The 26,824-nt window shown below is 55.3% G+C and carries 12 protein-coding genes; 7 read left to right on the forward strand and 5 right to left on the reverse strand.

Features of this window, described 5'->3' with window-relative positions:
- Window positions 1–593: 593 nt before the first annotated feature.
- Both V1290_RS12310 and V1290_RS12315 read right to left on the reverse strand, forming a co-directional pair.
- Entirely contained in the window at window positions 594–1,796 is a 1,203-nt protein-coding gene (locus V1290_RS12310) for a glycosyltransferase family 4 protein (RefSeq protein WP_334364644.1), read from the reverse strand.
- A 38-nt stretch (window positions 1,797–1,834) separates the two neighbouring features.
- Window positions 1,835–3,133 carry a hypothetical protein gene (locus V1290_RS12315; protein ID WP_334364645.1) on the reverse strand — a complete coding sequence of 433 codons (1,299 nt, stop codon included), beginning with the start codon at window positions 3,131–3,133 and terminating at the stop codon, window positions 1,835–1,837.
- Between the two features lie 216 nt (window positions 3,134–3,349).
- Between V1290_RS12315 and galE the strand changes: the two genes are divergently transcribed.
- From galE to V1290_RS12345, 6 genes are all read left to right on the forward strand, one after another.
- Complete coding sequence (gene galE, locus V1290_RS12320) at window positions 3,350–4,360, forward strand: UDP-glucose 4-epimerase GalE (protein ID WP_334364646.1); 1,011 nt, start codon at window positions 3,350–3,352, stop codon at window positions 4,358–4,360.
- 63 nt (window positions 4,361–4,423) lie between these two features.
- Window positions 4,424–6,460, forward strand: a complete 2,037-nt coding sequence (locus tag V1290_RS12325) for an HAD family hydrolase (RefSeq protein WP_334364647.1) — start codon at window positions 4,424–4,426, stop codon at window positions 6,458–6,460.
- A gap of 498 nt (window positions 6,461–6,958) precedes the next feature.
- Window positions 6,959–7,756, forward strand: a complete 798-nt coding sequence (locus V1290_RS12330; RefSeq protein ID WP_334364648.1) for an ABC transporter permease — start codon at window positions 6,959–6,961, stop codon at window positions 7,754–7,756.
- On the forward strand, window positions 7,746–9,146 hold the full coding sequence (locus tag V1290_RS12335; protein WP_334364649.1) for an ABC transporter ATP-binding protein: 1,401 nt from the start codon (window positions 7,746–7,748) through the stop codon (window positions 9,144–9,146). Before V1290_RS12330 ends, V1290_RS12335 begins: the two co-directional genes overlap by 11 nt.
- Window positions 9,143–10,513 (forward strand): class I SAM-dependent methyltransferase, encoded by a 1,371-nt coding sequence (locus V1290_RS12340; RefSeq protein WP_334364650.1) that lies wholly within the window; start codon window positions 9,143–9,145, stop codon window positions 10,511–10,513. Before V1290_RS12335 ends, V1290_RS12340 begins: the two co-directional genes overlap by 4 nt.
- Before the next feature lie 28 nt (window positions 10,514–10,541).
- Entirely contained in the window at window positions 10,542–13,934 is a 3,393-nt protein-coding gene (locus tag V1290_RS12345) for a glycosyltransferase (protein WP_334364651.1), read from the forward strand.
- A gap of 485 nt (window positions 13,935–14,419) precedes the next feature.
- Here the strand turns inward: V1290_RS12345 and V1290_RS12350 are convergent, their stop codons facing one another.
- On the reverse strand, window positions 14,420–17,683 hold the full coding sequence (locus V1290_RS12350) for a beta strand repeat-containing protein (RefSeq protein ID WP_334364652.1): 3,264 nt from the start codon (window positions 17,681–17,683) through the stop codon (window positions 14,420–14,422).
- A gap of 1,341 nt (window positions 17,684–19,024) precedes the next feature.
- Here V1290_RS12350 and V1290_RS12355 point away from each other — a divergent pair.
- The gene (locus V1290_RS12355) at window positions 19,025–22,612 is read left to right on the forward strand and encodes a lipase family protein (protein ID WP_334364653.1); all 3,588 of its coding nucleotides are present in this window, start codon (window positions 19,025–19,027) and stop codon (window positions 22,610–22,612) included.
- 147 nt (window positions 22,613–22,759) lie between these two features.
- Here V1290_RS12355 and V1290_RS12360 read toward each other — a convergent pair whose 3' ends face one another.
- Window positions 22,760–24,802 (reverse strand): hypothetical protein, encoded by a 2,043-nt coding sequence (locus V1290_RS12360; protein ID WP_334364654.1) that lies wholly within the window; start codon window positions 24,800–24,802, stop codon window positions 22,760–22,762.
- Window positions 24,799–26,031: a class I SAM-dependent methyltransferase gene (locus V1290_RS12365; RefSeq protein WP_334364655.1), complete on the reverse strand. Its 1,233-nt coding sequence runs from the start codon at window positions 26,029–26,031 to the stop codon at window positions 24,799–24,801. Before V1290_RS12365 ends, V1290_RS12360 begins: the two co-directional genes overlap by 4 nt.
- Between the last annotated feature and the right edge of the window lie 793 nt (window positions 26,032–26,824).

The raw sequence follows: 26,824 nt of genomic DNA on the forward strand, positions 1-26,824 counted from the left end.
ATCGACAGACCTTCCCTTTTCTATTTTCGAGGAGTTCGATCAGACCAAGTCCGGTCACAGCAAAAACGAGGCGCTTGGCGCGCAACCTCGGAAACGCTATGGCGAGCGCAATTATTGAGCGCAACGAATATCCGACAATGATATCTGGGTCGACGCGACGCAATGTTGAGACAAGCCAAAGAACCTTGCCCGCTAAAGCCCAGGCAGAATCACCTCTCTGGACCAGCGGCGTGGTTATCACCTCGACGCCGCTAAAGCGTTCGCGCGTATCCGCGTCAGGCGGCTCCGGAAGTAACGCCACTATCCTTGATTGAAGCTCTAACCCCGCTTCTATTGCCGGAACAAAATGCCGAAAAAAGAAGGCTGTATCATTTGCCAGAAAAACGATTCGGGGCGACCGCGTTGACACGCAATCGTTGTTTTGCCGCCTGCCCACCTTCCAAGTACCTCAGCACAACCCTGAATAGGCATAGCTAGGCCGTCAGCTATGCCGCGTCAATCCCTTAGTTGCAATTGCGGGCCCACTTGCGCATGGATCGGCACGAGGAAGCCACTTGACTGTTGCAATTCTGAAACGCGTCCCGTCCGCTCGTTTATCGGATTTCGCGAGACAGCAAGCAGACCTCGAGGATTGCGTTCAAGTTCTCTAGCAACGAGAGCGCTCGAGGAGGAAGCCGTGCAAGTCGCGCGTAGGCACGATAACGCCACCTAATCCAGTGGTTGGCTGCTAGCCGTCTTCTTTCGTCCCGATCGTATTCTTGGAATGCCGTCTTAACGAGCTCAGTTACCTCGGAGCGGTTGCTTTCAGGAGCACGCTCCAAGGATGCAACCCAGCGCTCGAATTGAGTCGATGACTCGACCCATGAAGGCCATCGAGCGGCGGTGGCTTTAGCTCCTTCCTTGAGTGAACGAAGCAGTTTCCCATCGCGGATTATAGAAGATATTGCGTCGAGCGCTGCTGCGTGATCGCGCATGGGCACAACAATCGCATTTTCCATGTGTCGAATATATTCTTCATGGCCAGACACATCTAAGACGATTGCTGTGCCACCGCAGTGGAACATTTCCAAAGGCGGCCCAAACATTCCTTCTACTGTACTCAGCTTCACTAACACGTCGCACGACCGGTAAACCCGCGCTGCTGCATCGATGGGAACCTGCGAAAAAATGCGCCGGACCCCAGGCACCCAGTTTATTGGCGACCCAGTCAACAGCCAGACATCGTTCGCGCCCGCTCTGCGCGCCAGAGAAATGGCAAGAGCAGTATTCTTGAATGAGACGCGAAAGTGCCCCTCAACTAAAATGCGAGGAGAGCCTTCCGTTCGCTCTTCGATGGGCTCTACATCATGCGAATAGATGTCCTTGCGAATGCCGTTCCGGACAAGGGATGCGCTCTGTCCGAAATCGGCCAGGTGATCCTTAATCCAACGCGCTTCGGTCACGAAGTTAATGGGCAAACGATACGTCGCGTCTATCAGGCGACGTAAGGGGCCCTCATCAGTTGGGTAGAATCTCGACTCAATCGATTGAACAAAGTAAGCGTAGCGCGCCGCGTTGAAGCCTGGAAGCGCCAAGGCGGTTTTCCACCAGGTTGCAATGACCACGTCAAATTCGTGCCTGCGCGCCTGTTCGATGCTTATGCAATTCAATGACCGGGCAGCATCATGCCACGATATGGTATCATCAGAGAACGGCTCTTGCGCCGCAATGGTAACGTGATGTCCGCACGCCACAAGATGCGCTGCGTGCTGGAAGATAACATATGTGCCCCCGCTGATTGCCAGCGATCCGGCCAAAAAGCAAATTTTCATGTGATGAATTGATGCAAACGCAACTACTTTCCGAAGCTCATCCGCTGGCTTCTGTAGCAGCGGTATAAGAAACTCATTCCTGGCAGTGCTTGTTGGCGAATGGCGAGCCAAGGCCAGAAGCCTCCCTCGCCAAGCTGGCGGCGACTTACCAGTTGCCAAGTATACTTGAACCTTTCGGCAAGGCCCATTTTTCTATCTCGGACAAATCTCGATTCTTGGAACACTCCAAAGTTCTCGAAATGTGAGACGGTTTCTATCCACTCTATCTCTTCTGCGGTCGGGCGAAAGACAAGGCGTTTGTGGAAGTGAGCTGCCAGCTCCGCGATTTGTGCCAACGACAGTCTTGCATTTTCCTGCAGATTCTGAATGAGCTTGAAGTTTGCCAGTATGGCGCGAGAGATCGGCCAGATAATTTGGTCGATCATCTGACGTTCTCGAAAGCAGTCATACAAGACGCGGCAGGTTCCGTCTGGACCCATCACATATTGGCGCGGGGCGCCGTGATCAGCCGGCAAGGCGACTTCGAAAAGGGAACGGTTCTCGTTGAAGATCCGGAAGCCAGGCGCCGACCGATTCTCGTATGAAAACAATAACCCCTTCTTTTGATTGCGCGGATTGGCATTGCCTGCGGCAATGAGGCCGAGATAGTAACCCGCTATCTTGGCATCTTCGAATTCGTGGTCGAACCAAGCAAAGAAGTTGTCCTGAATCGTACCTTTCCAGCCTATATCGACGACGTGTAGCCGATTCGGAATTTGGCCGGAAAACGTATCGAGGAGATATTTTGAAAAGGCCTTGCCACCTTCCGTCCTGCCATCAGAGTACGCCTGCCGAAATTTTTCCGATCTCAACAACGCCTTGAATCGAGGGTCGGTAGGGAGATCACCCGAGACCTCTTCGAGAGCAGCACGTGGCAGACGGAGATCATCAACCAGCTCTTCGAAGTGCTCTTCCAGAGAAAGGCTCTTGATGAAATCACCAAGTGAGATCTTGCGGTACTGGCGGAATAGATTGAAAAAGTTCTCGGCCTCCAACGGCCCGCATGAGAGCAGAAATGTCGAGCGCCGGGATACCTCGAAATAGTGGGCTCGCGCAGAAGACCGAGACGGCGATGCAGACCTCTGATAGAGATCGAACATCTCCTTGAGCAGCTTCCCCTCTCGAGAGAAGAAAAGAACGTGCTCAGCGCCGGAGTCGGCGAGTTCTGTGTCAAGACGTGAAATAAACAGATAGAGACTCCAGGCAAGATCCTGAAATGGAACCTTGGCCTGTGTCAGTCTAGTGTATTTGTCCGCTACTCTTCGAAGTCTGGACGTCAACATCAAACCCCGCCCCCGTTGCGATTGATGCAGATACAAGCAGATCTAATCGGCTCCCCAAAAAAATCCCTTGCGTTCGTATATCGTTTCAATTCATTGCTCAAGCAGAACCTCCGCTCGTGCGCAGGCGCTGATAGGCTTACTTAGTTGTCGTACAAGCGTGAGTCAGATCAAAAGGCGGCTACGATCGAAGACGCTTAGCAATGCGGAATCTCCGAAATGATCTTGTTAACAGGGGGAACTGGCTACATTGGATCGCATGTCTGTATGGCGCTGCTTGACGCCGGGCATGATGTGGTTGCGGTCGACAATCTCTCCAACAGTAGCAGAGCTTCTCTCGAGAGGGTAAAATCTTTATCCGGTCGAACGGTGTCTTTTTGGCACGCCGATATCCAAAACGAAGAAGCGATTTACGAGATCCTTCGTGCTTGCGGGGTGACAGCGGTTGTTCACCTGGCAGGACTGAAGGCGGTGGCTGAATCTAATGTTGCCCCCTTGACCTACTATGAGAACAACGTCTTGGGAACGATGCGACTTGTTTCGGCCATGAAGCGGGCAAACGTAAAGTCTCTTGTCTTTAGCTCGTCGGCGACCGTTTACGGGATGCCGACGTATCTGCCGCTCGACGAGAAACATCCCCTCAGACCGACGAATCCGTACGGTCGCACAAAGTTCTTCGTCGAGGAAATGTTGAAGGATCTCTATAAATCCGAGAACGATTGGCGGATTGCGATTCTGCGCTATTTCAATCCGGTCGGCGCGCACGAAAGTGGACTTATCGGAGAAGACCCGCGCGGAACCCCCAACAACTTGCTACCGTTTGTGGCGCAAGTAGCAATTGGAAAACGAGAGAAGCTGGTGATTTGGGGCAACGACTATAACACCTCCGATGGCACTGGAATCCGCGACTTTATTCATGTCGTCGACCTTGCATCCGGACATCTATGTGCTTTGAGCCACCTGAAAGAGCCGGGCCTGCTGACCGCCAATCTTGGAACAGGCAAGGGTGCCAGCGTTCTGGAGGTTGTTCGGACATTTGAGGCCGTGAGCGGCAGGTCAATTCCGTATGCAATTGGCGAACGCAGAGTCGGTGATGTGGCCGTCTGTTATGCCGATCCGACGCTGGCGGCAGCAAGGTTTGGTTGGAAAGCGACGCGATCATTGACGCAGATGTGCGCCGACCATTGGCGTTGGCAATTGAAGAACCCAAATGGTTATGGCGGTACCTAGCTCCCTAACTCCATCGATAGCATCCACAATTCTACAGTCACGGCAGAATGTTTAGATCGTCCAATGTATAAGCTCCGAAGCGTCGATATTTGGGATACGCTTCTGAGGCGCACGTGCCACCCGGAAGCAATAAAACTTTCAGTCGCGAAGCATGTCTTTCTCCTATTTAACGACAGGCTCGCCAATGCGACTAGCGATCAGTGGGAGCTTTACCGTAAGCGGCTCGCGGTGGAACGAGAGGTAGGACGACGATCAACACTTGCGGGCCATGACGACGAATATAGCTTACTCGATGTCTGTCGAGAATGGCTAGAATCCGTATTGGCCATTTCGGATTCCGAGGTAGCGGCAGAGCTTGCGGAAGAGCTGGTTGAATTCGAGCTTTCGCTGGAGCTTGAGTGCTCGTATGTCGATCGGGAAATTTCTGAATTCTTAAAGCGCCATCCTGCGGAGAAAACGATCTATCTTTCGGATTTCTACATGCCTGCGTCGATGGTCGCTCGGCTCCTCCAAGCAAAGGGAGTTCGCGAGTTAGTTCCGGACGGATTTGTTTCTTGCGACGTCAAGCAAAACAAGCGATCTGGGGGTCTATTTCTGCACGCCCATAAGAGCTTGGGGGTAAGGCCGGAGCATCATCTGCACGTCGGTGACAACCTGTACTCTGATGTGGAAGTTGCCCGCAGACTCGGTGTCGCTGCGGTGCACTTTTCTCCCCCGCCAGCTGGCGAGCTTCGCTGCCGTCACGAAATCGCGTTTGGTTCACGCGAAGCTTTGTTTGAGCACCTTGCAGCTGAAACTGAAAACCTAGCTATTCGGGAAACGTCAGCCGACTCGCCGAGTCGCTCGGCGGCGTTCCGCGCGGGGGTAAGAGCAGCACCTTTGTTTCTAGGTTTCTGCTTGTTTGTGGCCGAACGCGCCATTCTTGATAAAGTTGACCGGCTCTTTTTCCTCTCGCAGGAAGGCGAGTTCTTCCATCGTGTTTTCGCGACGGTGTTTCCTCAGAATGCTCTCTCCGGCTTGCCGCTGCCCGAATCCAGTGCGTTAGCGGTTAGTCGCTTGTCGACATTTTCGGCTTCCCTCGTCGAGAAGATTGGCGTCGACGAGCTTATGTTGGTCTGGAGACTTCAGTGGCAGCAGCGGGTTTCGACCCTGTTCCAAATCCTCGGTCTGGATGCAAGCGATTTTAGTGAACTGCTATCGTCGCTCAAAATATCAACTAATGAACTCTTAGTTCATCCTGAAGACGACCCTCGGGTTCGACAACTTCTTGATAGCGAGATCTTTCGTCAGGCGGCACTCCGGGAGTGTGGAAAACGGCGCACACTGCTGAGCCTCTACTTGCAAGAGCGAGGTTTCACAGGACAACGGAAAATCGGGGTGGTCGATATCGGATGGAGAGGTACTATCCAAGACAATCTCGCGCGGATTTACCCAAGCACTCAGTTTGCAGGCTACTATCTGGGCCTTCGGAGCTTTCTAAACGCTCAACAGTCAAACGTTGAAAAGCTTGCGTACGGACCAGACGAGCAGAACGGTTCTTTCACGGAACTGTTCGACTCATTTGAGCCGCTTGAGGTAATTTGCAGCTCAGCGACTGGGAGTACCGAGGGCTACGACCTCATCCAGGAAATGGCCGTTCCGGTAAAGTCCATTCACGCCACTGCTGAGAAACCCGGCTTTCCGCAACATTTTCAAGACGGGGTGGTCTTCGCTGCCCAACAATGGGGTCCAGTGCTATTGCAGTACGCTGTAATGTCGAGCGAGATGCGAGCGATTGGCATGAGAATTTGGGAGCACCTCACGCGATCGCCGCCGGAAGGCTTAGTGCAGACCTTTCTAGAAGTGCCTCAGCATGATGTCTTTGGCTTCGGGGGATACTTTGACCGTGGACGGCCGCCGTCTATAAGACAATTACTCGTTGGCGTGTTCAACCGTAAGGTCCGGAATGATGTCATTCTGTACATACGAAAAACTCAATGGGTTCCGGCCATCGAGCACAATGCAAAGGTTTCCAAAATACACAGATTGATCCTGAGGTTGCTGTTCTCTTTGGCGCATGAGTACAAGCTTCGGAAGATCAAACATCAAAAACAGAAGTGAGCTCCCTGGTCGAGCGTTGTTCTCGGAGCTCGATGCAGCAATGTTGGTCTGAGACTGGAAGCTGACCTTTTGTGATCGAATGCCAGACAATGAAGCCGCTGAAGCCCTAGGCTGGCCAAAGGGCTTTGCAAGCATGGAATTTCGACTTGCAAGTATCTGCGTGAAGCCTCTAATCAGCAACGTGCTGCGATTTGGGCGAACCACTCTCCCAGGTGCGGGTCCCGGCGCTACCTTTGGATTGAAGTGATGAGCAAGGCGGTCTGCAGCCGTTCACGTTTTATACTAACCATTGATTGACATTCGATCCCACGCAACATAGGGCTGTCAAGCGGCACCTTCCTATAAGAATAGGGAAGGATATTGGCTCCTTAGTTGAGAGTTATGAGGCATTTCGGCCGAGGAAAACGGCTCCGACGCTTGAGGCGGATGCCACTCAGCAGCGATGGCGGAACAAGCGTTGATAGCGCCCGCGGACAGGAATGACTTGGCGAATTAACAATGTTCTATGACTTCTTATTCGATCGGTACGCGCGTGCGACCGTAAGATTGCTTGCCACGCGCGAGATCCGTACACGCATCGTCGGCACCTACCTCGGGCTGGGCCACTACGTCGTCGTGCCGATCCTGATGCTGGTCATCTACTCGTTCGTCTTTAGCCACATCTTCACTGTGAGCTGGCCAGGCACGACTGGGCGGTATTCCGATTTCGCACTCCGCGTTTTCATCGGGCTTATCGTCTTCCAATTCGTCGCAGAGTTGCTCAATCGCGCGCCAGGTCTGATTCTTGAAAACCCGGCCTACGTAAAAAAGGTGCTGTTCCCGCTTGAGACACTAGTGCCGATTGCGATCGCGGTAGCGCTGTTCGCCGCGACGGTGTCCTTCGGCGTGTTCCTGCTCGGCCTGCTGCTCGCTGCAGGACTGCCCTATGCCACGATCTTCTGGGTGCCCGCGATCTTGCCTCCTCTCGTCATGCTAACGGCTGGGGTGGGCTGGGGCCTTGCCTCGCTCGGGGTGTTTCTGCGCGACCTGCGCCAGATCGTGGGGGTTGTCGTCTCGTTGCTCACGTTCTTGTCCCCGGTATTCTATCCACTTTCAGCTGTTCCTGAAGCGTTCCGCGTCGTAATCGCGCTCAACCCGCTGACACTTATTATCGAGATGATGCGGTCGGCTATCTTCGATGGCCGGCCCCCCTCCGCTCTTATGCTTCTCGTACTCTATGCGGTGGCGGCCAGTGTGGCCCAGCTCGGCTATTGGGGTTTTATGCGCACGAGAAAGGCGTTCGCCGATGTCGTCTGAAATAAAGGCGAGCCCACTCGATGGCACGGATATCGCCATCCGCGTGCGGAACGTCACGAAACGCTATCTGCTGTTTGCTCGGCCCGCCGATCGCCTCAAGCAGATGATTTGGCGGAAGCAGCGCTTCTACCAAGAGATCACCGTCCTTCAGGATGTGAGCTTCGAGGTGAGCGAGGGCGAGACCGTCGGCATCATCGGCCGGAACGGTGCTGGCAAGTCGACGCTGTTGCAGATCTTAGCCGGAACGCTGAGTCCCTCTGAGGGCAGCGTGCAGGTCAAGGGGCGCGTTGCACCATTAATCGAGCTCGGCGCGGGCTTCAATCCGGAGTTCAGCGGTCATGACAACATCATGGTGTACGGCCAGTTGCTCGGCATGAGTCATGCCGAGATCGAGCGTAAATATGATGACATCGTGCGTTTCGCCGACATTGGAGCCTATATCGAGCGACCGGTTAAGACCTATTCGAGCGGCATGTACGCAAGGCTCGCCTTTGCGGTCGCGATCCACGTCGACCCGAAGATACTCATCGTCGACGAGATCCTTGCCGTCGGCGATGCGCCGTTTCAGCAGAAATGCCTCAACCGCTTCTACGAGATCAAGGAGGGAGGTTGCACCATTCTGGTGGTTGCCCACGACCAATATCTCGTCCGTTCCATGTGCGACAGAGCGGCCTATCTCAAGAGCGGACGGCTCGTTGCCTATGGAGCCGCCTCCGAGGTGACAGGCCTATATCTCGAGGACATACAGCCTCCAGCCGAGCAAATAAGTCAGGCGAGTCCGGAACATCCCTCTGAGCCACGCGCTGAGCCCCCTGCCACGTCTGACCCGAAAAATCCGGCCGGCGCGGCTACTACTGATTCAGCATCGAGCGAGTTTGGCGCGCCGGTCGAAGCCCCTCCTGTCAAACTGTTCGAGATCACCGATGTCGCATTACTGGCCAAAGATGGAACTCCCATTGAAATCATGCGCTCACACGATTCAGTCAAGCTCAGGATGCGGTTCCGCGCCTTGACCGAAACCCATGTCGATGGCATCAGTTTCGTGTTCAATCTCTATAGGCACGATGGTCTGTACGTTTGCGGCGCCACGACGCTAATGGAGGGTATCGCCCCTCACAGAAGCGGCCGGCAAGGCGACGTCACGGTGACGTTTCCGAATTTGCCGTTGCTCGCCGGCAAATATATGTGGCGTGTTGCAATTAATGATCATGGCGGAGTGCTGGTGCACACCGATGCTAAGGGTGTTTGCCCGTTTCGTGTCGTTGACACTTTCCGCTCGGTGGGCCTAGTGGACTTGGATCGTACATGGAACGTGACGATCGACGGTAAACCTGGGCAGGAGATTGTGCGGATCCGGCATGAGACGAGCAGGGAGCATCTTGGCCGATGATGGAAAGGCTGAGCCTCGCGCATCACGTACCGTACAGCGCAACTGAGGCGGCGATCCATATCGCCCGCTATCTGCTGGCCAAGCCTCATGTCGTAGGAAAGCGGGTCCTCGATATTGCATGCGGCGAGGGCTACGGCTCCCACTTCATGAAGTCATGGGGCGCCTCCAGCGTGTGCGGGATCGATGTATCGGCAGATGCCATCTCGGCTGCGCGGTTACGGTTCGAAGCACCTGACGTCAGCTTCGAGCATTTTGATGTCTCTGATATTGAGGAGAAAATCCTAGCGTCGACATTCGACGTCATCGTCTCACTGGAAACCATCGAGCACCTCGATGAGCCCCAGAAGTTTCTCATGGCGCTCAAAAAAGTGGCGAAGCCCGACGCCACTTTTATTATCTCCTGCCCGAACGATCATTGGTATTACCCGAATCCGTCGTGCGGCAATCCTTTCCATAAGCGAAAATTCAGCCTTGGAGAGTTTCAAGCGCTGACCAGCACGATCCTCGGCAGCGACGTCCAATGGCTGATCGGCAGCGCAATGCTGGGCTTCGGCGCGGTCGGGCTCCCGGGGGCGGGGTATCCTCGGCTTGGTCAATCCGCGATGATCGACGGAGCTAAGGCTGGTGACGCCGTGATCGTACCTCCAAGAGAGGACGACGGATTCGGCGCTGAGACATGTAGCTATTTCATCGGAATCTGGGGCGCGCATGGACTGCAGCCTTATTCGACAGCGGCCTTCCCAATCTCCATGACCAATTATGCGACGATGATGGGAGTTGACGACCAGCTTGCGAGTGTCAAGTCGGAGCTCGCCGCCATGCGCGCGGAATCGGCAGCGGCGATAAAGCAGCTGCGGGACGTTAGGCAGTTGGAGGAGCAGCTCGCAGACGTCCAGTCGGAGCGAGATCGCTATCGCATAAAGGGCGTCGCGCTGCAACGGGAGCTCGAGATCGTCAGCGAACGACTACAACAAGGCGCTTCAGAGCTTGCCGCCTTGCGCGCCGAATCGGCTTCGGAGCTCGCCGCCATGCGCGCGGAATCGGCAGCGGCGATAAAGCAGTTGCGGGATGTTAGGCAGTTGGAGGAACAGCTCGCAGACGTCCAGTCGGAGCGAGATCGCTATCGCATCAAGAGCGTCGCGCTGCAACGGGAGCTCGAGATCGTCAGCGAACGACTACAACAAGGCGCTTCGGAGCTCGCCGCCCTGCGCGCGGAATCGGCAGCGGCCATTAACGAGTTGGAGCAGCGGCTCGCAAGGCTCGGCCTTAAGGGAAGGGTGCGGCGCATGGCGCGCAGCGCAAAGCCGATCATTCCAAAGGCTGCACTGCCTCTCCTGTTCGCGGTAGCGAAGCGTCTCAAGTTTTGACCGACATGTATAGGTGGATGGCAGTCTAATGACGGTTTTCTCTCCCGGTCTTCAGTCGACTCGCTACTTCTTCGACGAGCGGCATTTCGTTTTGAGCGATGCTGCCGCGGCAACCTATGGCCCCAACATTGGGTCCGATGGCCGCAACCTAACGATATCCTTTTTGTCCCTCAACCGTGCAAGCCTTTCGATCAAACTGCTCAAATCGATTGCGACGCATCTGGTGAATTTCGCCGGCGAGGTTCTTATCGGCGATAACGGCTCAAACTGCGAAGAGCTGTCCCAGCTCAAGGCCTACCTTGCGGATTTTCCCTTCCGTCACCGTCTGCTTGAGTTCGGCAACAATTATGGCGTGGCCGGCGGGCGCAACCGGATCATGGCCAAAGCGCAAACGGAATGGGTTATCAGCCTCGATAACGACATCTTCTTCATCTCGAATCCGATACAGCAGATCCAGCGAGAATTGGCCGTTCTCGGTTGCCACTTCATGAGCTTCCCTCTGCTTAATCCCGACATGAGGACGCTGTTCTCGCACGGCGCTTGCCTCCAGTCCGTGATCCAGAATGGGCATCCGCGGCTAACCATCAATCCCGTCGTCGTGCCGGGCTGTCCGGCGGAGATGGATGGCGGCGCCAGCGCGACAGACACGGCTTTTCTCAGCACTTTTCTATTTGGCGGGGCGTCGATCATCAACCGCGCCTCGTTCCAACGGCTCGGCGGCTTTGACGAGAACATGCTGATCGGCTTCGAGGACATTGATTTCTCGCTACGTATATTCCGCGAGGGGATGAAGATCGGCACGAGTGCCCTGCGATTCTTGGTGCATGATCACCCGAAGGCCGAGACGTCCAACGACGCGGACTATGAGCGCACGCGATTCTCCCGCAAAACACTATATGAGTCGGCGCGTTACCTCGAGGCCAAGACCGGCTTCAGAATCTGGGGTGACGAGGTCGAGAGCTGGATGCGTTCGAACGAGAAAAAGCAAGGCTGGACAGGCCCTGGCGAAACCAATGCTATAGCGGACTTGAAGACAGAGACCCCAGCTGAGCCCGTTCGCCGCCCGCGTATCGCGCTTGTGACCGATACCGACTCCTGGGCATTTGCCAACATCTCGCGGCAGCTGGTACGTCACCTGTCCCATTGCTACGAGTTCGAGATATTCCCACTCGTGACGTTGGGCGAGATCGAGCACAGCCGCTGGCTGGCTGGTAATTCGAAAGGGTTTTACGCAGAGGGCGGCACGAGCGCGCTCGGTCTCGCGCTAGTCGCGGCCGAGGACTTCGATATCATCCACATCTTTTGGCGCGAGTTCCTCACGATCATCGACACGCCGCTGCTGCAGGATTATGCGCGCCGCATTGGATTTAGTTACTCGGAGTTCCGGCGGCGATTCATCGACGGGAAGACGATCTCCATCAGTGTCTACGACCATCTTTTTCTCGAGCCAGAGGGCATGGCAGCTCGCAAGAATATATTCAACGTGATCGCCTCTGGCTACTACGTCTCCTCGGAGCGCCTGCGGCGGCTTTACGAGGGCGTGGACAGTATTCCCCCTCCAGATGCGGTTCTGCCCGATGGCGTTGATCTGTCCGTCTTCGCTCCGAGGAACCTCGAGCGGTTCCACGACATGGGCGACCGCCCAATCCGGCTCGGCTGGGTCGGACATAGCGGCTGGGCATCCTCACTTGAGGACTTCAAGGGCGTCAATACGATTCTAAAGCCCGCTATCGAGGAGCTGCAGCGCGAGGGGCTCCCCGTCACAATGCAGTTTGCCGATCGCAAAGAGCGGTTCATTCCGCACACCCAGATGCCGGACTACTACGCCGGGATCGACGTACTCGTGTGCACCTCGAAGATCGAGGGCACGCCAAATCCCGTGCTGGAGGCAATGGCCTGCGGCGTGCCGGTGGTGACGACCGACGTGGGGATCGTGCCGGAGGCACTTGGCCCGCTTCAGAAAGCCTTCATCCTGCCCGAGCGTTCAATCGCGGCATTGAAGGCGTTGCTTCGCCGACTTGTCGAGAACCGCGCCGAGTTCGCTCGGCTTTCTGAGGAGAACCTCGAGTACATCAAGGCCTGGAACTGGGCCGAGCGCACCAAGCCGTTCGCCGGTTATTTCGATCGTTTGCTCGCGAAGCGACGACTCGCCAGCGGCGAGCTGCGCACCAAGATGTGCATGCTGCCATTCTCAAGTCCCAGCATGGAGCCCGATGGCAGCATCCGGCTCTGCTCAGCTTCGAGCATCTTCGCGTATTACGACGAGACGAACATGGGCAACTGCCAGACAGATGGGCTCGTCTCCGTCTGGCAGGCGGAGCGTTATCAGGCAGTACGTCGCGGCCTGATTACAGGATCTGGACTCAAGCCTTATTGCGAGGCGTGCGAGTATCGCCACGACGGACCGGCGTGGCTGATGCAGCTCCATCTGGCTCTGCACGCCTATCACAGCGGCACGCGTACGCTGTCCATCCTAGAGCTCATCGGGCGGCGCATCGGCCGCTACGAAGAGTACCAACAGAAGGCCCCAGCGGTGGGCCTCAATCCGCTTTCTATCGACGACGATCTTCGTACCGCTGCGGAGACGGCGTTCAAGGAACAAGAAGCGACCTCGAAGCTGCCTATCGAGGCCCAGCTCATTCCGGATCCGTTGGTGAGCGGCGTGGGAATGCCTATCTACATGGATTTCAACACGCTGAACCGCTGCAATGTCTCCTGCACGATGTGCCCGCCCGCGCTGCGCTTTGACGTTCAGGGCAAGAAACGCGATCCCTACTATCGTCTGACGCTCGCCGAGTACAAAAAGATTACCGATGGTGTGCGGATCGAAACCGCACACTTTGTCGGTGCCTACGCCGAGCCGCTGCTCAACAAGGAGATATTCGATCTCGTCGCCTACGCTAAGTCGAAGGGAGCCTTCACTGCGATCACTTCCAACGGCATGGCCTTGAGTGAGGCGTTCGGTAATAAGTTACTGGATGCCGGTCTCGACATGATGACAATCTCGCTGCACGGTGCCACTAAGGATGTCGCCGAGAGCATTATGCACAAGAGCAGCTTCGGCCGTGTTGTCGCCAATATTCGCAATCTGCAAGCGCTGAAGAAGCGACGCGGGCTGACCAAGCCCGAGCTTTATTTCAATTATGTCGGACAACGCGCCAACGTCGGGGATATGCCGGCTTTCATCGACTTGGCGGCCGATCTCGGCGTACGTTTCGTCAATTTCATCCACCTCATCGACGGCGACGCTGCGGTCGATAAGACCGAGAATCTGATCCACTGTCCGGACATACTGGCACCAAATGTCATTGCGGCCAAAAAGAGGGCCCAAGAGCTCGGCATCCACCTATCAGTGAGTCCTGCTTACGACGAGCTCGTTGCGAGCTACTTGGAGCAGTCGACAACGATAGTGGCGGCTTAAGTCTCGGACGTCTGCTCGTAACTGCGATCGGATCCTGACCTGGTTCGATTTGATCTCGAAGCGCGAAGCGGTCGTGGTCTGTGGAGGGTGCACAGTTTGTGCATCCCGGGAATGGTACCGAGCTGGGCTGTCCTGAGCTGGTGCCAGCGGACGCGTGCCGCCCCGATCGGCGCATAGACGCCTGTCCTGTCCGCATCGAATGCAACACCAAGCACGTCTTGTCCGCTGTTGTCAGCTACCATCACACCAGTAATCGTCGTTCCATGCGCGTTCAGACTGCGTTGAGGCATAACAAGAATTGGGCGACAGCCAGCTGGCGTCGGTCGGTGAGCCATTGATATTGACGTGGGCGTAATCGCAGTTGGCCGTGAGGTCTGAAGTCGACGCCATTTCATATACCGCAGCGTGGGCTCCTTTCAGTGCAAACTTGGTCAAAGGAGCCGCGCGCTTTAAGCGCGGCTCCTCCGATTGATTGTGTCACCGACTCACAGCAGGAAATCGCTTTGCGTGAGCTGTCCTGCCATATTGGCGACGGCAATCAGGTTGCCAGCGAAGCTGACGTAGCAGTGACCGTCGGGGGTGTTGGTGAGTGTAATGTCGGAGAAGCTATTTACGCCGGTCACCGCGCTCAGGTCGAGCTTGTCGGTGCTGTGCTCGAAGTCGAACACGAAGTCGGTGCCCCAATTGTCGGCGAATACGAACGTGTCCGTCGCTCCGTCGCCGCCATTTCCAGCATTGCCGTAGAGGTTGTCGGTGCCGGCCCCGCCAGTCAATTGGTCGGCCCCCGCCTCGCCGACCAGCGTGTCGTTGCCGCCGTTGCCGGTGACGGTGTCGTTGCCGGCGCCGCCCCAGAGGAAGTCCGCACCTGAACCACCCGTTACCGTGTCGGTGCCGCCAGCCGCGTAGACCGTCAGGTTCGCACTTGCCCCCGAGCCGTCGAGCGTGTCGTTACCACCCCCAGGGACGAAGTCAGCTACGAACTCGAGGTGCGTGGTTGCCAGATTGAGCGTGATGCCGGAACCCGACGTGATGTAGGCCGCATCGAAGCCGGCACCCCCGTCGATGAAGGTGTCGCTGGCATCAACATACAGGCTGTCGTTGCCGTTCCCGCCCGAGATGCTGTCAACGCCTATGTCTGCGACGATCACGTCATCGCCATCGCCGGCAGTGACAGTATCATTGCCCGATCCCGACCAGATGATGTCATTGAAGGCACTGCCGGTGATCGTGTCGTTGCCGCCGTCCGAGTAGACCTCGATCCCAACCGTCTGAGTCGAGCCGTCGATCACATCATTGCCAAAGTCCGACTGGATCCACTCAATGCCGGTCGTGCCCAGGTTGATGTTGATCGCGTTCGAGTTCACGAGATACACGAAGTCTTGGCCAGCCCCGCCCTGGATGGTGTCGCTCGCTTCGACGTAGAGGGTGTCGTTGCCATTACCACCGTTGAAACTGTCCGACTCGCTTGCGAACACGTCGGCATTGCCGACCAGCACATCATTACCATCCCCGCCGTTGAGCGTGTCATTACCACCCCCGGCAAAGATTGTGTCGTTCCCCGAACCGCCTGTGATCAAGTTGTTGAGTTCGTTGCCGCTCCCGGTGTGCGCGCCGCTATCGGTGAACGTCAGGTTCTCGACATTTGAACCCAGGCCATAGCTGGCCAAAATCGTCTGCACCGTGTCCGTACCCTGGTTGGCGTTCTCGGTCACCACATCGCCAATATTGTCGACGACGTAGGTATCGTTGCCCTTCCCGCCCCACATCTGGTCCGCGCCGGTACCGCCATCCAGCGTGTCATTGCCGCTATCGTAGGCCTGCCCTCCGGTGCCGAAGGCGTTGGCATAAAGGTCCACCCCGTCGTCGCCGACGAGAAAATCATTACCTCCACCGCCGAAGAGCTGGTCATCGCCGTTCTGGCCTATAAGCCGGTTGTCGTTGCCGTCACCGGTGATCACGTCATTGAACTCGGTGCCGACCACGCCTTCGATGTTTGTGAGTGTGTCGGTGTTCCCGTAGCCATCGGTCGCCGAGTGGGTTAGGAGATTTACCGTGACGCCAGCGGGTTCGCCACGATAGACCACTCTGTCAAGAAGGCCGCCGCCACCATCGATATTATCGTTGCCTTCGTCGCCGTAGAACTGCTCCGCCTGCGCGCCGTTGCTACCGATAAGAGTATCGTCGAAATGTGAGCCTAGTACGCCATTCACGCCGCCCGTGATGGTGTCGACGCCAACGCCGGCTGCATCGCCGCCGGCGGTAGACTGCCCGACGCCGGTTTGGAGATTGACCGTCACGGCAGCGAGCGCGTTACTGTACTGCGCCCACGTGTGGCCATTGCCTGTAATGCTGTCGTTGCCACCCCCTCCTTCGAAGAAATTCGAGTTTCCGTACGGCCCATTAAATCCGGCGTTTGCTGTGAAGCTGTCAGCGAGACTGGTTCCTCGCACTCGTTCGATATTGATCAGGGTATCGGTGCCATAGGCGGTGCCTCCCGCCTTGTCTGTTACAGTTGAGATCGTGTCGAGCACCACAACCACGCCAGCATCCACACCGGTCCCAAAAAAATCATAGCGGGCCACGTTGTGATCGAAATTGTTGATTGCTTCGGTCGAGCCCGTGAGGGTATCGTTGCCGCCAAATCCGATGAACTGAAAGAAGCCACGGGCGCCTGCGGCCGTGATGGTGTCGGCAAAATTGGACCCGCGAGCTCCGTTCACGGCATTGATATTGTCGGGCCCGACTACCCCTGCGAACGAGTCGATACCAATACCCGCAGCATCCCCGCCAGCTATGGAATGCGCATTTCCTGCCAGGAGATCGATCGCCACACCGCTCGCCGCCGTGCTGTAGGCGACCCGGGTAACGCCGTTGCCGGTTATGACATCATCACCGCCCATTCCTTCGAACTCGGCGTAAAGACCGGAGTTACCGGAAAAACTCGACGTTGCGGTGAAATTGTCGGCAAAGCCGCTGCCTCTGATTTGTTCGACACTAATGAGCGTATCGGTGCCAACCGAGGAATTGCCGGTCACGCTCGAAGTCGTCGACAACACGGCGGTGATGCCGGCCGTTGCGTTAGCATAATTCGCTGTGTCAATACCTGTTCCACCATCGATGGTGTCGTTGCCACCACCGCCACCCATGAAATCGTTGCCCTTACCACCACTTAACACGTTGATAGAACTGTTTCCGAACAGAAGATCGTTGAAGTCCGAACCGATCAGATTCTGTACGCCGCTATAAGTATCACCAGCAGCATCTCCAGTATTCGTCGCGGGAGTGCCAAGATCGGCGCGCACCTGGGCTAACGCATTATCGTAAGATACCGTGTTCGTGCCCCCGCCGCCGACAAAGCTGTCGGCACCGGCACCGCCTACGAAGTAATCGTTGCCAGCAAATCCGTTGAAGGTGTCGGCATTTTGAAAGATCAATGCGAACATGGACCTATTGCCGTCAGCAGGCGCGCTGGTCAGCGCGACGAGGGACAGACTGAGGCCGGTGACGGTTTCGTAGATCGTCCCCCCGCCGCTGCTGGTGCGGTCGATTTCCGAGATCGTCCCGCCGGTTGGAGTGCTTCCGGAATACGTGAACCCCGTGCCGATGATCCGCGTTTCGGTTCCATCAGAGTTGGGTAGAACCAGCAGGGTGCTGCTTGGGCTACCTACAGGAGCATTTTTATCAATCGTGACGTTGTACCAGGCAATTGCAGATGGAACGGCTGTTGCGGTGTGTGTGTAGGTGGCCATCTTTGGCGCTCCCAGATCGTGATTGCTTCGATTTCGGCTAGTGATCAGTTATCGGAGAGTCGATTATGGCGGCGCACGCACCCGTGTGGACTGCTCCGGCCGAAGCGCTGTCACGCGCCGCGTGATCGATATCGATGGCGTCATCCCCTCCGGCTCCCCCATACGGTCAGCGCCAATCCCGCCGTTAAGCGCCTCGGTACCACCGCTTCAACCGTTGAAGGTGTCATTCCATCGAAGGCGTCGTTGCCAACGTAGTCCTAAGACTATCCGAGCCCGGAATCCTGTGAGAGGGTCGTCGCCGGCCAGTATGAATTGAATGCACCGATAAAGTTGAGGCGTTGAATAGTTTTTTGAAAGACCGTAGTCGAAATAACTTATGCCCGAGATTGAACCATATATATACTCGAACCCATTCGCAGGATGCAGATTATAATTCCGCCTGTCAATCATGTTCGCGGTTGCACTGTCGCCACCCGCACGGGCACAAGTGGCAAAATCCAAGCCGCGGTTGGCGAGCTACTATTACTTCTGCCTGCTTCAGGTGCATTCTGTTTCTCTGCCGGGTGATGAGCCGGAGACGAGCTTTGGGGTGATCTGCCGGTTGCGACGCGAAAAACATGGGAGTCACCCGTTTGGGTGATGACGGTTCTCTCGGCCGGGCCGTTGGTTACATGACCTATCGCCGACGCAAGCAGACCTCTCTTACCGGCGCCATCTGCCGGGTAATCATGCGTCCGGAAGCAAAAGACCTGCAAAGCCTGAGTCGCGGAGACAATGAGTATCCCTCCGCCGCGGCCGCCTTGTGTAGTTTGAGAGGCGGCATTTTTCCGCGGCGCAAAGTGCAGTCAGTCTGACCCGAACTAGGTATTGCGATTGACTCTAAGCTTACCTGGGATCCATACTTAAAACTTGCAATTTTGCTGACTTTATTTTTTGCGAAATGCCGCAAGCACCAATGAAGCTTGTCGGGAAGCTGGGAAGTCGGTGCTCCGACTTAGGGCACCTAGAAAAATTTAAGTCAAAAAAATGAGTACACCTGCGGCTTGGTCGCGGGCGAGATTGATTTGCGACTTCTCGGATCTTGGGGGGAAGCATGAGTGAGTCCACAGCCATATATGGCTCATACAGCCTGACCATCAACAGTGTCCCAAACCCAGACGTGTCTCTGATCAACTGGGGCGACGGTTATTGGGTTGGGACGCCCGCAGATGGCGGTCCGGTTGGCAATCGTGACACGTCGGATGCGAACGCAGTCTTGTATTACTTTATTGCACCACGGTCCTTACCCCTGGCGAACACCTAAGTTTTAACGAGCGCATTTTCAATTTTGGATTATCCGATATGACGACATACTGGGTGTTGTTTGATTACGATATGGCCCGCTCGGGCCAGAACTCCGACCCTTCGCTTCAGACGCCCGTCACATTCCTCGGAGTGCCTTGGTACGACCGCGCCACTCAGACCACAAATTGGACTCCATCTTTCTACGATTCAATTCAGCCGCTCTACTCCACACCCCCGTGGATGCTGCAGTCTCTGCCTTATGCCGCAGTCACAAAGGGGTCGTGGGGACCAAACGGTTTCACTTTTTCAGGAAATGTAGTTTGGAACTACACGATCAACATCGCGTCCTACTACGTTGAAGGGACAGCTCCTGACCCAACGGTCAAGACCGGCACGGTGCTCACAGATACCGAATTTGATGATCTCTATAAATACGACTACACGGTGTCGTGGACAGATTGGGCGTGGGCAACTATCACCATACCCGATTACAGTACTCTATTTACACCTCTATCCGACTCCGTTGACTTCAACTCTCTAACTGCAACGCAGCTCGCAGCAATCGCCGGCGGCGCGAATAAATACGATGCCCTCGGGGCGTCGGATACGGTTATCCTACCGAACATCGCAAACATGGGAGTATCCAACTTCGTTCAAAGCACGCCCTTCTTGGGCGGCGCCGGCAATGACACAATTACGGGCGGAGACGGCAACGACAACATCGTCGGCGGGATCGGTAACGACACTATCAAAGCGTCGCCAGGTTTTGACAACCTGGTAGGCGACGATGGCAACGATACGTTTGACTACCAGAGCGGCCCGTTTGGCGGCTTGTTAGGTTTCTCCCCATCCGTAACTACGCAGACTTTGAACGGAGGCACGGACGATGGAATTGCGCAGGATCTTATCAAGCTGCCGGGAGCCCCGAACGACTACAACTTTCATGTGTTATTGGGCACAAGCTGGGCCCTGACGTCAACTTCCGTTGAGTCTCGACCTGGCAGTGGGCTTCTGCCGGTTTCTCTGACCACCAGGGAAATCGAGCGAGTCAGGTTTCAAGACCAACTCGACAACGTCATAGCGCCTGCAACAAATTCGATTGCCGAAATGGCAAGGCTGATGGTCGAGGTGTATGACGAAATATCCTTCGAAGCTCAAATCCGACAATGGCACCCACTCGCTGGCCTTGAGCTGGGTTTAAGGCCCAGCAACTTCGGAGTCGGCAGCGGCGCTTACACTTTCATTAATGGAATCTACGAGCACGTTGGCGGGCTCACTGCTCAAAACGACGCGGTTGCGTCTGTACTTGCTGGTGTGGTCGGCGGCAAGAAAACCCTGACGATCTCCTTCAAGGGGTCGGACCCGACCGATCTGGCGGACTGGGTGCATGACATCACTCAGATCCGGACTCCTTTCTACGAGAAATACCGGCCACTCGTGGAGAGCTTGAAGAGTTGGCTAGGCGAGAACACGTTCGGTATCGAGCAGATTCTTGTCACGGGTCACAGCCTTGGCGGCGGCATGACCCAGATGTTTGTCGATGAGTTGGTCCGATCTGGGCTCGGTATCCCAATTACCGCGTACACGTTCGGCACAATTGGTGGTGAGAGCGGAACGGTCGCGAACGCCGTGGGGCGTATAACCAATTTCATTCACACTGAGGACATCGCCAATCAACTTAATGGCGGCATTGGCGATCCGATCTTTGATGGACGTGGCGGCTCCCAAGTGTGGATCAATTCGTCGCTTCCAGAGATTGTGAACAGCTGGTTCAAGCGGGCAGCAAATCATTTTAAAGAGAACTATGAAGCTGACGTGCTGCGTTTGATTGATTTAGCGGGTGACGCGGGAAGTCCGTTCCACGAGACCAAATTGGCGGAAGCGCTCCGTGATGGAAAGGCTTGGGTCGGCGGTGACTCATGGGGAACAGAGATTCAGATAGCGCCGGGCACCGGCACAAAAGACGAGATCAAGAGTGAGCGGAATGACAACTTCGTTCTTGCGGGCGGAGGTAATGATAGCGTTTCGTTCGGTGGGCTCTTCGGGCTGCTCAATCAGGACCTTGTCGCGCGCACTGAGCGCATAATTGACGGCGGCACAGGAACAGACAGGCTTCTACTACCCTATTTGGGATCAAGTTTCTTTCAAAAAGCGCAGAAGATAACGGCGTACGGAGTGGCATATGATCTTACATATACACCGATAGGAGGAACGGCAGAAGCTGTCGGCACGCTCTATCGTTTCGAAGAGATTCGTTATCGCAACGGAATAGACTATCTCGATGGTCGAGCAGCAAACGTACAGCTGCCAGCGCCAGGACGGACTCAGCTTAACGTGGACTCCTCCTTTGATTACATGGACGCGGGCGACGGCGATTTGTTAGTCAAGGGAACTAACCTGGACGACACGATCTATTTGGGATCCGGCAACAAGACCGTCGATAGCGGCGACGGCGATGACATGGTCATCGCCAAGTTAGGAGGCGCGGATAATGCGCTTGCTCGTCTCATCTCAGTCGTTGACGGGGTTGTTTTCATCGATAGTGGGTTTGGGAATGACATTTTGGTTGGCGGACTGAACGGCGACACGTTCTTTGCTGGTCCTGGAAACGACTTCGTGTTTGGTGACGCGGGCAACGACGTGCTGGTCGGGAATGCGGATGTTTTCGCGACTGAGTCTGACACTTTCGACGGGGGCGATGGCGATGACACGCTTTATCTCGAAGCGTCCGACATTGTCTCCGGTGGCAGCGGGCGTGATCTCGCTTACGTAATCAATTCCAATTCCTTTTCCATAGACCTCGGCGCAACCGGCATCGAATGGATTCAGTCGGACTTTGGTAACGATACGATTGACGGATCGAGTCAAACGGTCGGAACCGAGATCTATACGGATGGGGGCAGCGACACCATCACCGGAAGTCCCTTCAATGACGTTATCTGGTCTGGCTCTGGCGACGATGTGGTCAATGGCGGCGCCGGCAACGACGTGATCGTGGGGGACATTGGAGCCGACAGTATTTCGGGCGGCAATGGCGACGATCGGCTCTATGTCGACGCGAGCGACATGCTGATCGACGGCGGCACCGGGACGGACGCCGCATACATCAGCGGCGGGCCCGGCATGTCGATCAACATGGCTACCGCTACTCTCGAGTGGATCGCCGATTTCGTCAGTGGCAACGATACCATCGACGGATCGAACACGAGCATTAGCCTGGAAGTCTACGCCGGCGGTGGGACCGATACCGTTATTGGCGGTTCTGGTAACGACCTGCTGTGGGCTGGCGGGGGCAACGATACGTTGATCGGCAATGACGGTAGTGACACTCTCGTCGGCGAGACAGCCTCTGACAAACTTACTGGCGGTGCCGGGACTGACAGTCTCTACGGCAATAGTGGCAATGGCGGTGATGGCGTCGCGGACACCTTCGTGTTCGGTGACGGCTGGGGTACGGACTTCGTGTTCGACTTCGATCACAACGTCGACAAGCTGGACCTTACTTCCGTCACTGGGCTCACTGACTTTTCACAGCTTACGCTGACTAACACGACCGACGGCCACTGCTACGTCACGTTCAGTGGCAATCTGATTGCCGTAGCGAACATGGCCGGGCAGCTAACCACCAACGATTTTTTTCTGTAGCGATTCAAGAGATGACGACGTTGCCCACGTCAACAAGGTTCATCACGTCAGTACCATTAACAGGGTTGCGAAGGACCTCGGTGGAGATAGAGATTGGCTGCGGGACGTCGTTAATGAAATGGAGATCGAGGACGTCGCCATCTGGGTCTATGGCGTTGGCGAAGACGTTGAAGGAAACTGCAAGCAGTCAAATATGGCCGGTAAGACCCCGATCGTGCCGGCTACGCGGCTAAGCTTCTCACGGCAAAATTGACGAGGGAACACAGCAAGTGTTACTTCGTAGCGATCAGCTTCAACCAATCTGCTAGAGTAGAGATGAGTTACGTCATCACTTTCGCTCCACCCACGTGTTACAATAGGCCCGTGATCGCCATGGACAATTACTATTGCTGTTGGGTCTACTGTTTGGATCTGTGAAAGGAGTTCTTCAATCGGCTGCTGAAGTTCTATTAGGGCTCGCATATAGTGTTGTCTGTATCTGCGTTTGCGGCCTTGATCCGAATAGATGAAATCGGCGGCGGTATGTGACGGCGATAGCACATGTGCAAAAGTGAACCAGGGCGTTTCAGAGGCTGCGATGTACGATACGCGTTCCGTAATAGTCCTGAGCTGGAATAATGGATCGCTGTATTTCATGCTCTCAGGAAGTGGCAGCGAGCATAGCCCATAGAAAAATGATAAAGGGCTTCGCACCGACCAACAGTAATCAAGCACCGGTCGCCTTGCGGGAATAGCGAAGTCCCAAAAAGCTCCAAGAAGACCAAAGTATGAGCTACCTTGGATGGATTGAATCTTGTAATCAGCAAGACGCAGACGGCCCAGTATTACGCTCTCGTCTAATCCCTTGAAGAAATCGAAAGTAAAGTTGTTAGCGTCGGTGCGAAGCGTAAACAGCTTATAGAAGGTCTCCAAAGTAGCGCTGCCCGGCGCGCGCGAAGCGCCTACATGGAAACCATGCTTGGCGAGTATTTTGAACAACTGTACACCATCGACCTGCAAGAGCTCCTGAAGCGATCGCTCTGAGCCGAGTGCATCCAGTGACAGATAGTAAATGTTGGGTCTTCGAGGTGCCCGTTGAGTCAGATGTGAAGTGCTCAGTTTGGAAGTCCGATATGCGAAATCCACAGGTGGGACACTTCGAAAGGCTTGCAAGAACATCGAAGAAGCAACCAACAGGCAAAAGGCGAGCATGGCCCTTCGTCCGATTGACGAACCTAAACTTGCGAGCGCGGCTACAAAGATGATCGCAAATACCGAAAGCATTATGCCCGGCGAAGACGAGACGGTGTCCAACTGGAGGAGCGTGACGTAGACATTGCAAAGAAAGATCAACAGTGGAACGCCGTCGGCTAGTAAGACTCCTACATTGACGTGCCTCTTTATTCTACTCGACACCGGGCTTGGCCCGTTCAAAGCAAGGCGCCGCAACATTTGGATAAGGATAAGTTGAGAGCCGAGTATGATTAGATACCAAGCCGAGGTGGCGGCGACCCCGGGCCAACCCATTTCCCTCGAATTGGTAAGAATCACATGAGCACCCAGCATAAAGCTAAGGAATACAAACAGCGCATTCTTTAGATCATCATCGGTTTCGACGCGCAGATTCCTGAGAGCGGCACGAGGACCAGCGAAGACTAGAACCACGAGTGAAATCGTCGCGAGAGCCAACAAGAATACAATCGTTGGACGGAGGGAGCTGTTGTGATCAGAGGCCTGAATAATCAGGGCTGGAATTGAAATCGGTATGGGATTGTTCCCGAACAGATCGTATTCGAACGACCGCCCCTCAATGCCAACCGCAGCGATCCCCGAGAATGGATGGCGATGAAACGTAAGTGGCTTCGTTGAATCGACTGGAATGCTAATCCTTAGGGCCGTGGGCTGGTCTTGGTACGAGACAAAGATTCTATTTCCTCGTGCTTCCCAGCCCTGCATTGGACCAACAATCTGGACATTGTCCCCTAAGATTGTCCAAACCTCTGTTCCCAACGAACTCGGATTTCTCTTTCCAGTCGCAACCACGCTGACTTCCACTCGATCCGGAATGCTGATTGTCGGTCTCGTGGCAAGGGACAACGTAAAACTAAACATCAACACAACCGCCACAAGGAGAGCGGTCTGCCCATTGAAACCAAAACGGGGAAAGCCCCTCAATAGAGATTGGGCAATCGAGCCAATAGTGGATTTCATCTTGTCTCGTAACAGATCAGAACTCGCTGGCTGTCCGGAAGAGGCACCTCGCTTATGATCCTTGCGCGCAGCTCGATTGCCCGGCGAAAGCTTTGGAAATTGTACTCCGGAAAGACGTCCTCTCGGTGGAACAGCATCTTTTGAATTAGGGGATCTGTCTTTGGAATGAACTCGATAAGCCCCTTCGGGGCGAGTTGAATCAAACCACCCACCGCTTCATCAAGTGGGACATTTTGGCCAATGACCAAGTGATGGAGAATGGCTAACGCGAGTAGACCGTCAGCTTGAATTCGGTCGAATACCCGGGCGCGCTCTTCCCCCATCCATCCCTGGGCCGGTGTGGGGTTCGCGATATCCACGTATAGCGGCTGAAAGGAGAGGTGGTCTCTTTCCGCCGCCGTGTAACCGCGATCAAGAGCAGCTGAATCCGTATCGATGCCAACTGCCGACACAGCTCCGTTTCTGAGCGCAGCGAGGGCATGCGATCCATCGTTGCAGCCAATATCAAGGAGAACGCGTGGTCGGACAACGTTGGCAAATCGAGCAACCTCTTCTGCTTTCGCAGCAGCCGCTATTCCGGAATAAGAACTCGTCGTCGTGTACCTGGACCATGATGTTTCTTTACGGTGCGGTTGGAGATTTGCCAGCAGCTTGCGCAGCGAATTGAGCAAGAATTTCAGAGATGATTTGGGAAGAGGCTTGCGAGACAACAGTGGCGCGTCGGCGAATTTGTCCGTCGCTTGAAATTTCGCTGGAAAAAGTACGTTCATAGTCAGTGAGGGCTGCTTAAGCCACGCATACCAGGGGATTATAGGAGTCACGTGGCCGAGCGGCACGCCATGCAGCAACGAGCGGTAGAGCGGCTGAAACGGAACTCCTCCCCACGTTTCCCAGAGCAGAGGGGCTATGAATTGATTGAGGAACTGATTGTGCCCCAGCCAGTATTCACCGTCTTCGTATTCTCGAATCGAAAGCAGATCGATAAATATCGGTTTGGCGCCTCTGAATTGAATGTTGAATGCTGACGCATCCTTTAGAGTTAAACCACTTGAGAGCAACTCAAGGTGCAGGTCTATATGGGCAAGGGCTGCTCGCTTTAAGGCCTGAAAAGGCCACTCGTAGGGATATGAGACGATGTCGAGCTTCGGATGCTCAAGTACATGAGCGAGTTCGCTGCTTGGCGTTATTGCCGGCCAACACGATCGCGGCAGCTCTTCAAAAGGAATCAACGATCCTTCTTTGACAAGAGAAGCGATACAAGAATTTTGACGTAGCAGTGACAGCTGCTCCGCCGCTGACTGGCGGATGGCCCGATAGATGCGCTGGTCGTGGCAGAATACCCAACCCGCTGGGTCCCGATATGAACCTGGAGCTCGCCCCATCCCTCAGCGATTCGTCTGGTCGTCTGATGTATGTGCGACGCAATGAGATATCATACTCTTGTCTGCGAACAGTCTTTGATAGGTTTGCTTCAGTCGCTGCTTTATGGACCATACAGCGGTTAAGATGGCTCCGACGGCGCCGATCAGAACTTGAAGAACAAGACTGCCGGTACCAGCATCGAGATAGGCAAACGCTTCTGAGCACGAAGCGCAGAGAAGAATTAGGCCCAATGCTGCTGAAAACGATCTAATTTCCATAATTTACCAACTTGCAGTCATGTGAGGATCAATTGGGGTGCCGGATATCGGTTACAGTCCATTAATTGGCTACAATGATTCGTAGCTCAGCTTGTGATGTTCGTGGCCATCTGATGAGAATCGTTGCTGGGGCAGGCAAGCATCTGTAGTCCCTCGCGAAGCAACGAAAGAGAGAACAGCATCGTGCGCCAGAAAGGTAGTTTGTTTGCAGCCGCCGCCCCAAGCGATTCTCAACCCGCGCCCCCCGCGATCCTAACCCCATACAAGCTGGAGCTCTCAGGGTCAAGCAATCGGCGGCAGGTGCGCCGGCGCGGCGAATAGAGTGACGCTAGCTCGTCTACTTTGCTCAGCCCACTTTCCCGAGCCCGGCACCCGTGCTGCC

The organism is Bradyrhizobium sp. AZCC 1578 (genome assembly GCF_036924675.1).
GTDB lineage: Bacteria > Pseudomonadota > Alphaproteobacteria > Rhizobiales > Xanthobacteraceae > Bradyrhizobium.

Excerpts from the sequence above, each read along its gene's own strand:
- V1290_RS12315 (WP_334364645.1), bottom strand. The coding sequence starts at position 3,133 with ATGTTGACGTCCAGACTTCGAAGAGTAGCGGACAAATACACTAGACTG.
- galE (WP_334364646.1), top strand. The coding sequence starts at position 3,350 with ATGATCTTGTTAACAGGGGGAACTGGCTACATTGGATCGCATGTCTGT.
- V1290_RS12325 (WP_334364647.1), top strand. The coding sequence starts at position 4,424 with ATGTATAAGCTCCGAAGCGTCGATATTTGGGATACGCTTCTGAGGCGC.
- V1290_RS12330 (WP_334364648.1), top strand. The coding sequence starts at position 6,959 with ATGTTCTATGACTTCTTATTCGATCGGTACGCGCGTGCGACCGTAAGA.
- V1290_RS12335 (WP_334364649.1), top strand. The coding sequence starts at position 7,746 with ATGTCGTCTGAAATAAAGGCGAGCCCACTCGATGGCACGGATATCGCC.
- V1290_RS12340 (WP_334364650.1), top strand. The coding sequence starts at position 9,143 with ATGATGGAAAGGCTGAGCCTCGCGCATCACGTACCGTACAGCGCAACT.
- V1290_RS12345 (WP_334364651.1), top strand. The coding sequence starts at position 10,542 with ATGACGGTTTTCTCTCCCGGTCTTCAGTCGACTCGCTACTTCTTCGAC.
- V1290_RS12350 (WP_334364652.1), bottom strand. The coding sequence starts at position 17,683 with ATGGCCACCTACACACACACCGCAACAGCCGTTCCATCTGCAATTGCC.
- V1290_RS12355 (WP_334364653.1), top strand. The coding sequence starts at position 19,025 with ATGACGACATACTGGGTGTTGTTTGATTACGATATGGCCCGCTCGGGC.
- V1290_RS12360 (WP_334364654.1), bottom strand. The coding sequence starts at position 24,802 with ATGAAATCCACTATTGGCTCGATTGCCCAATCTCTATTGAGGGGCTTT.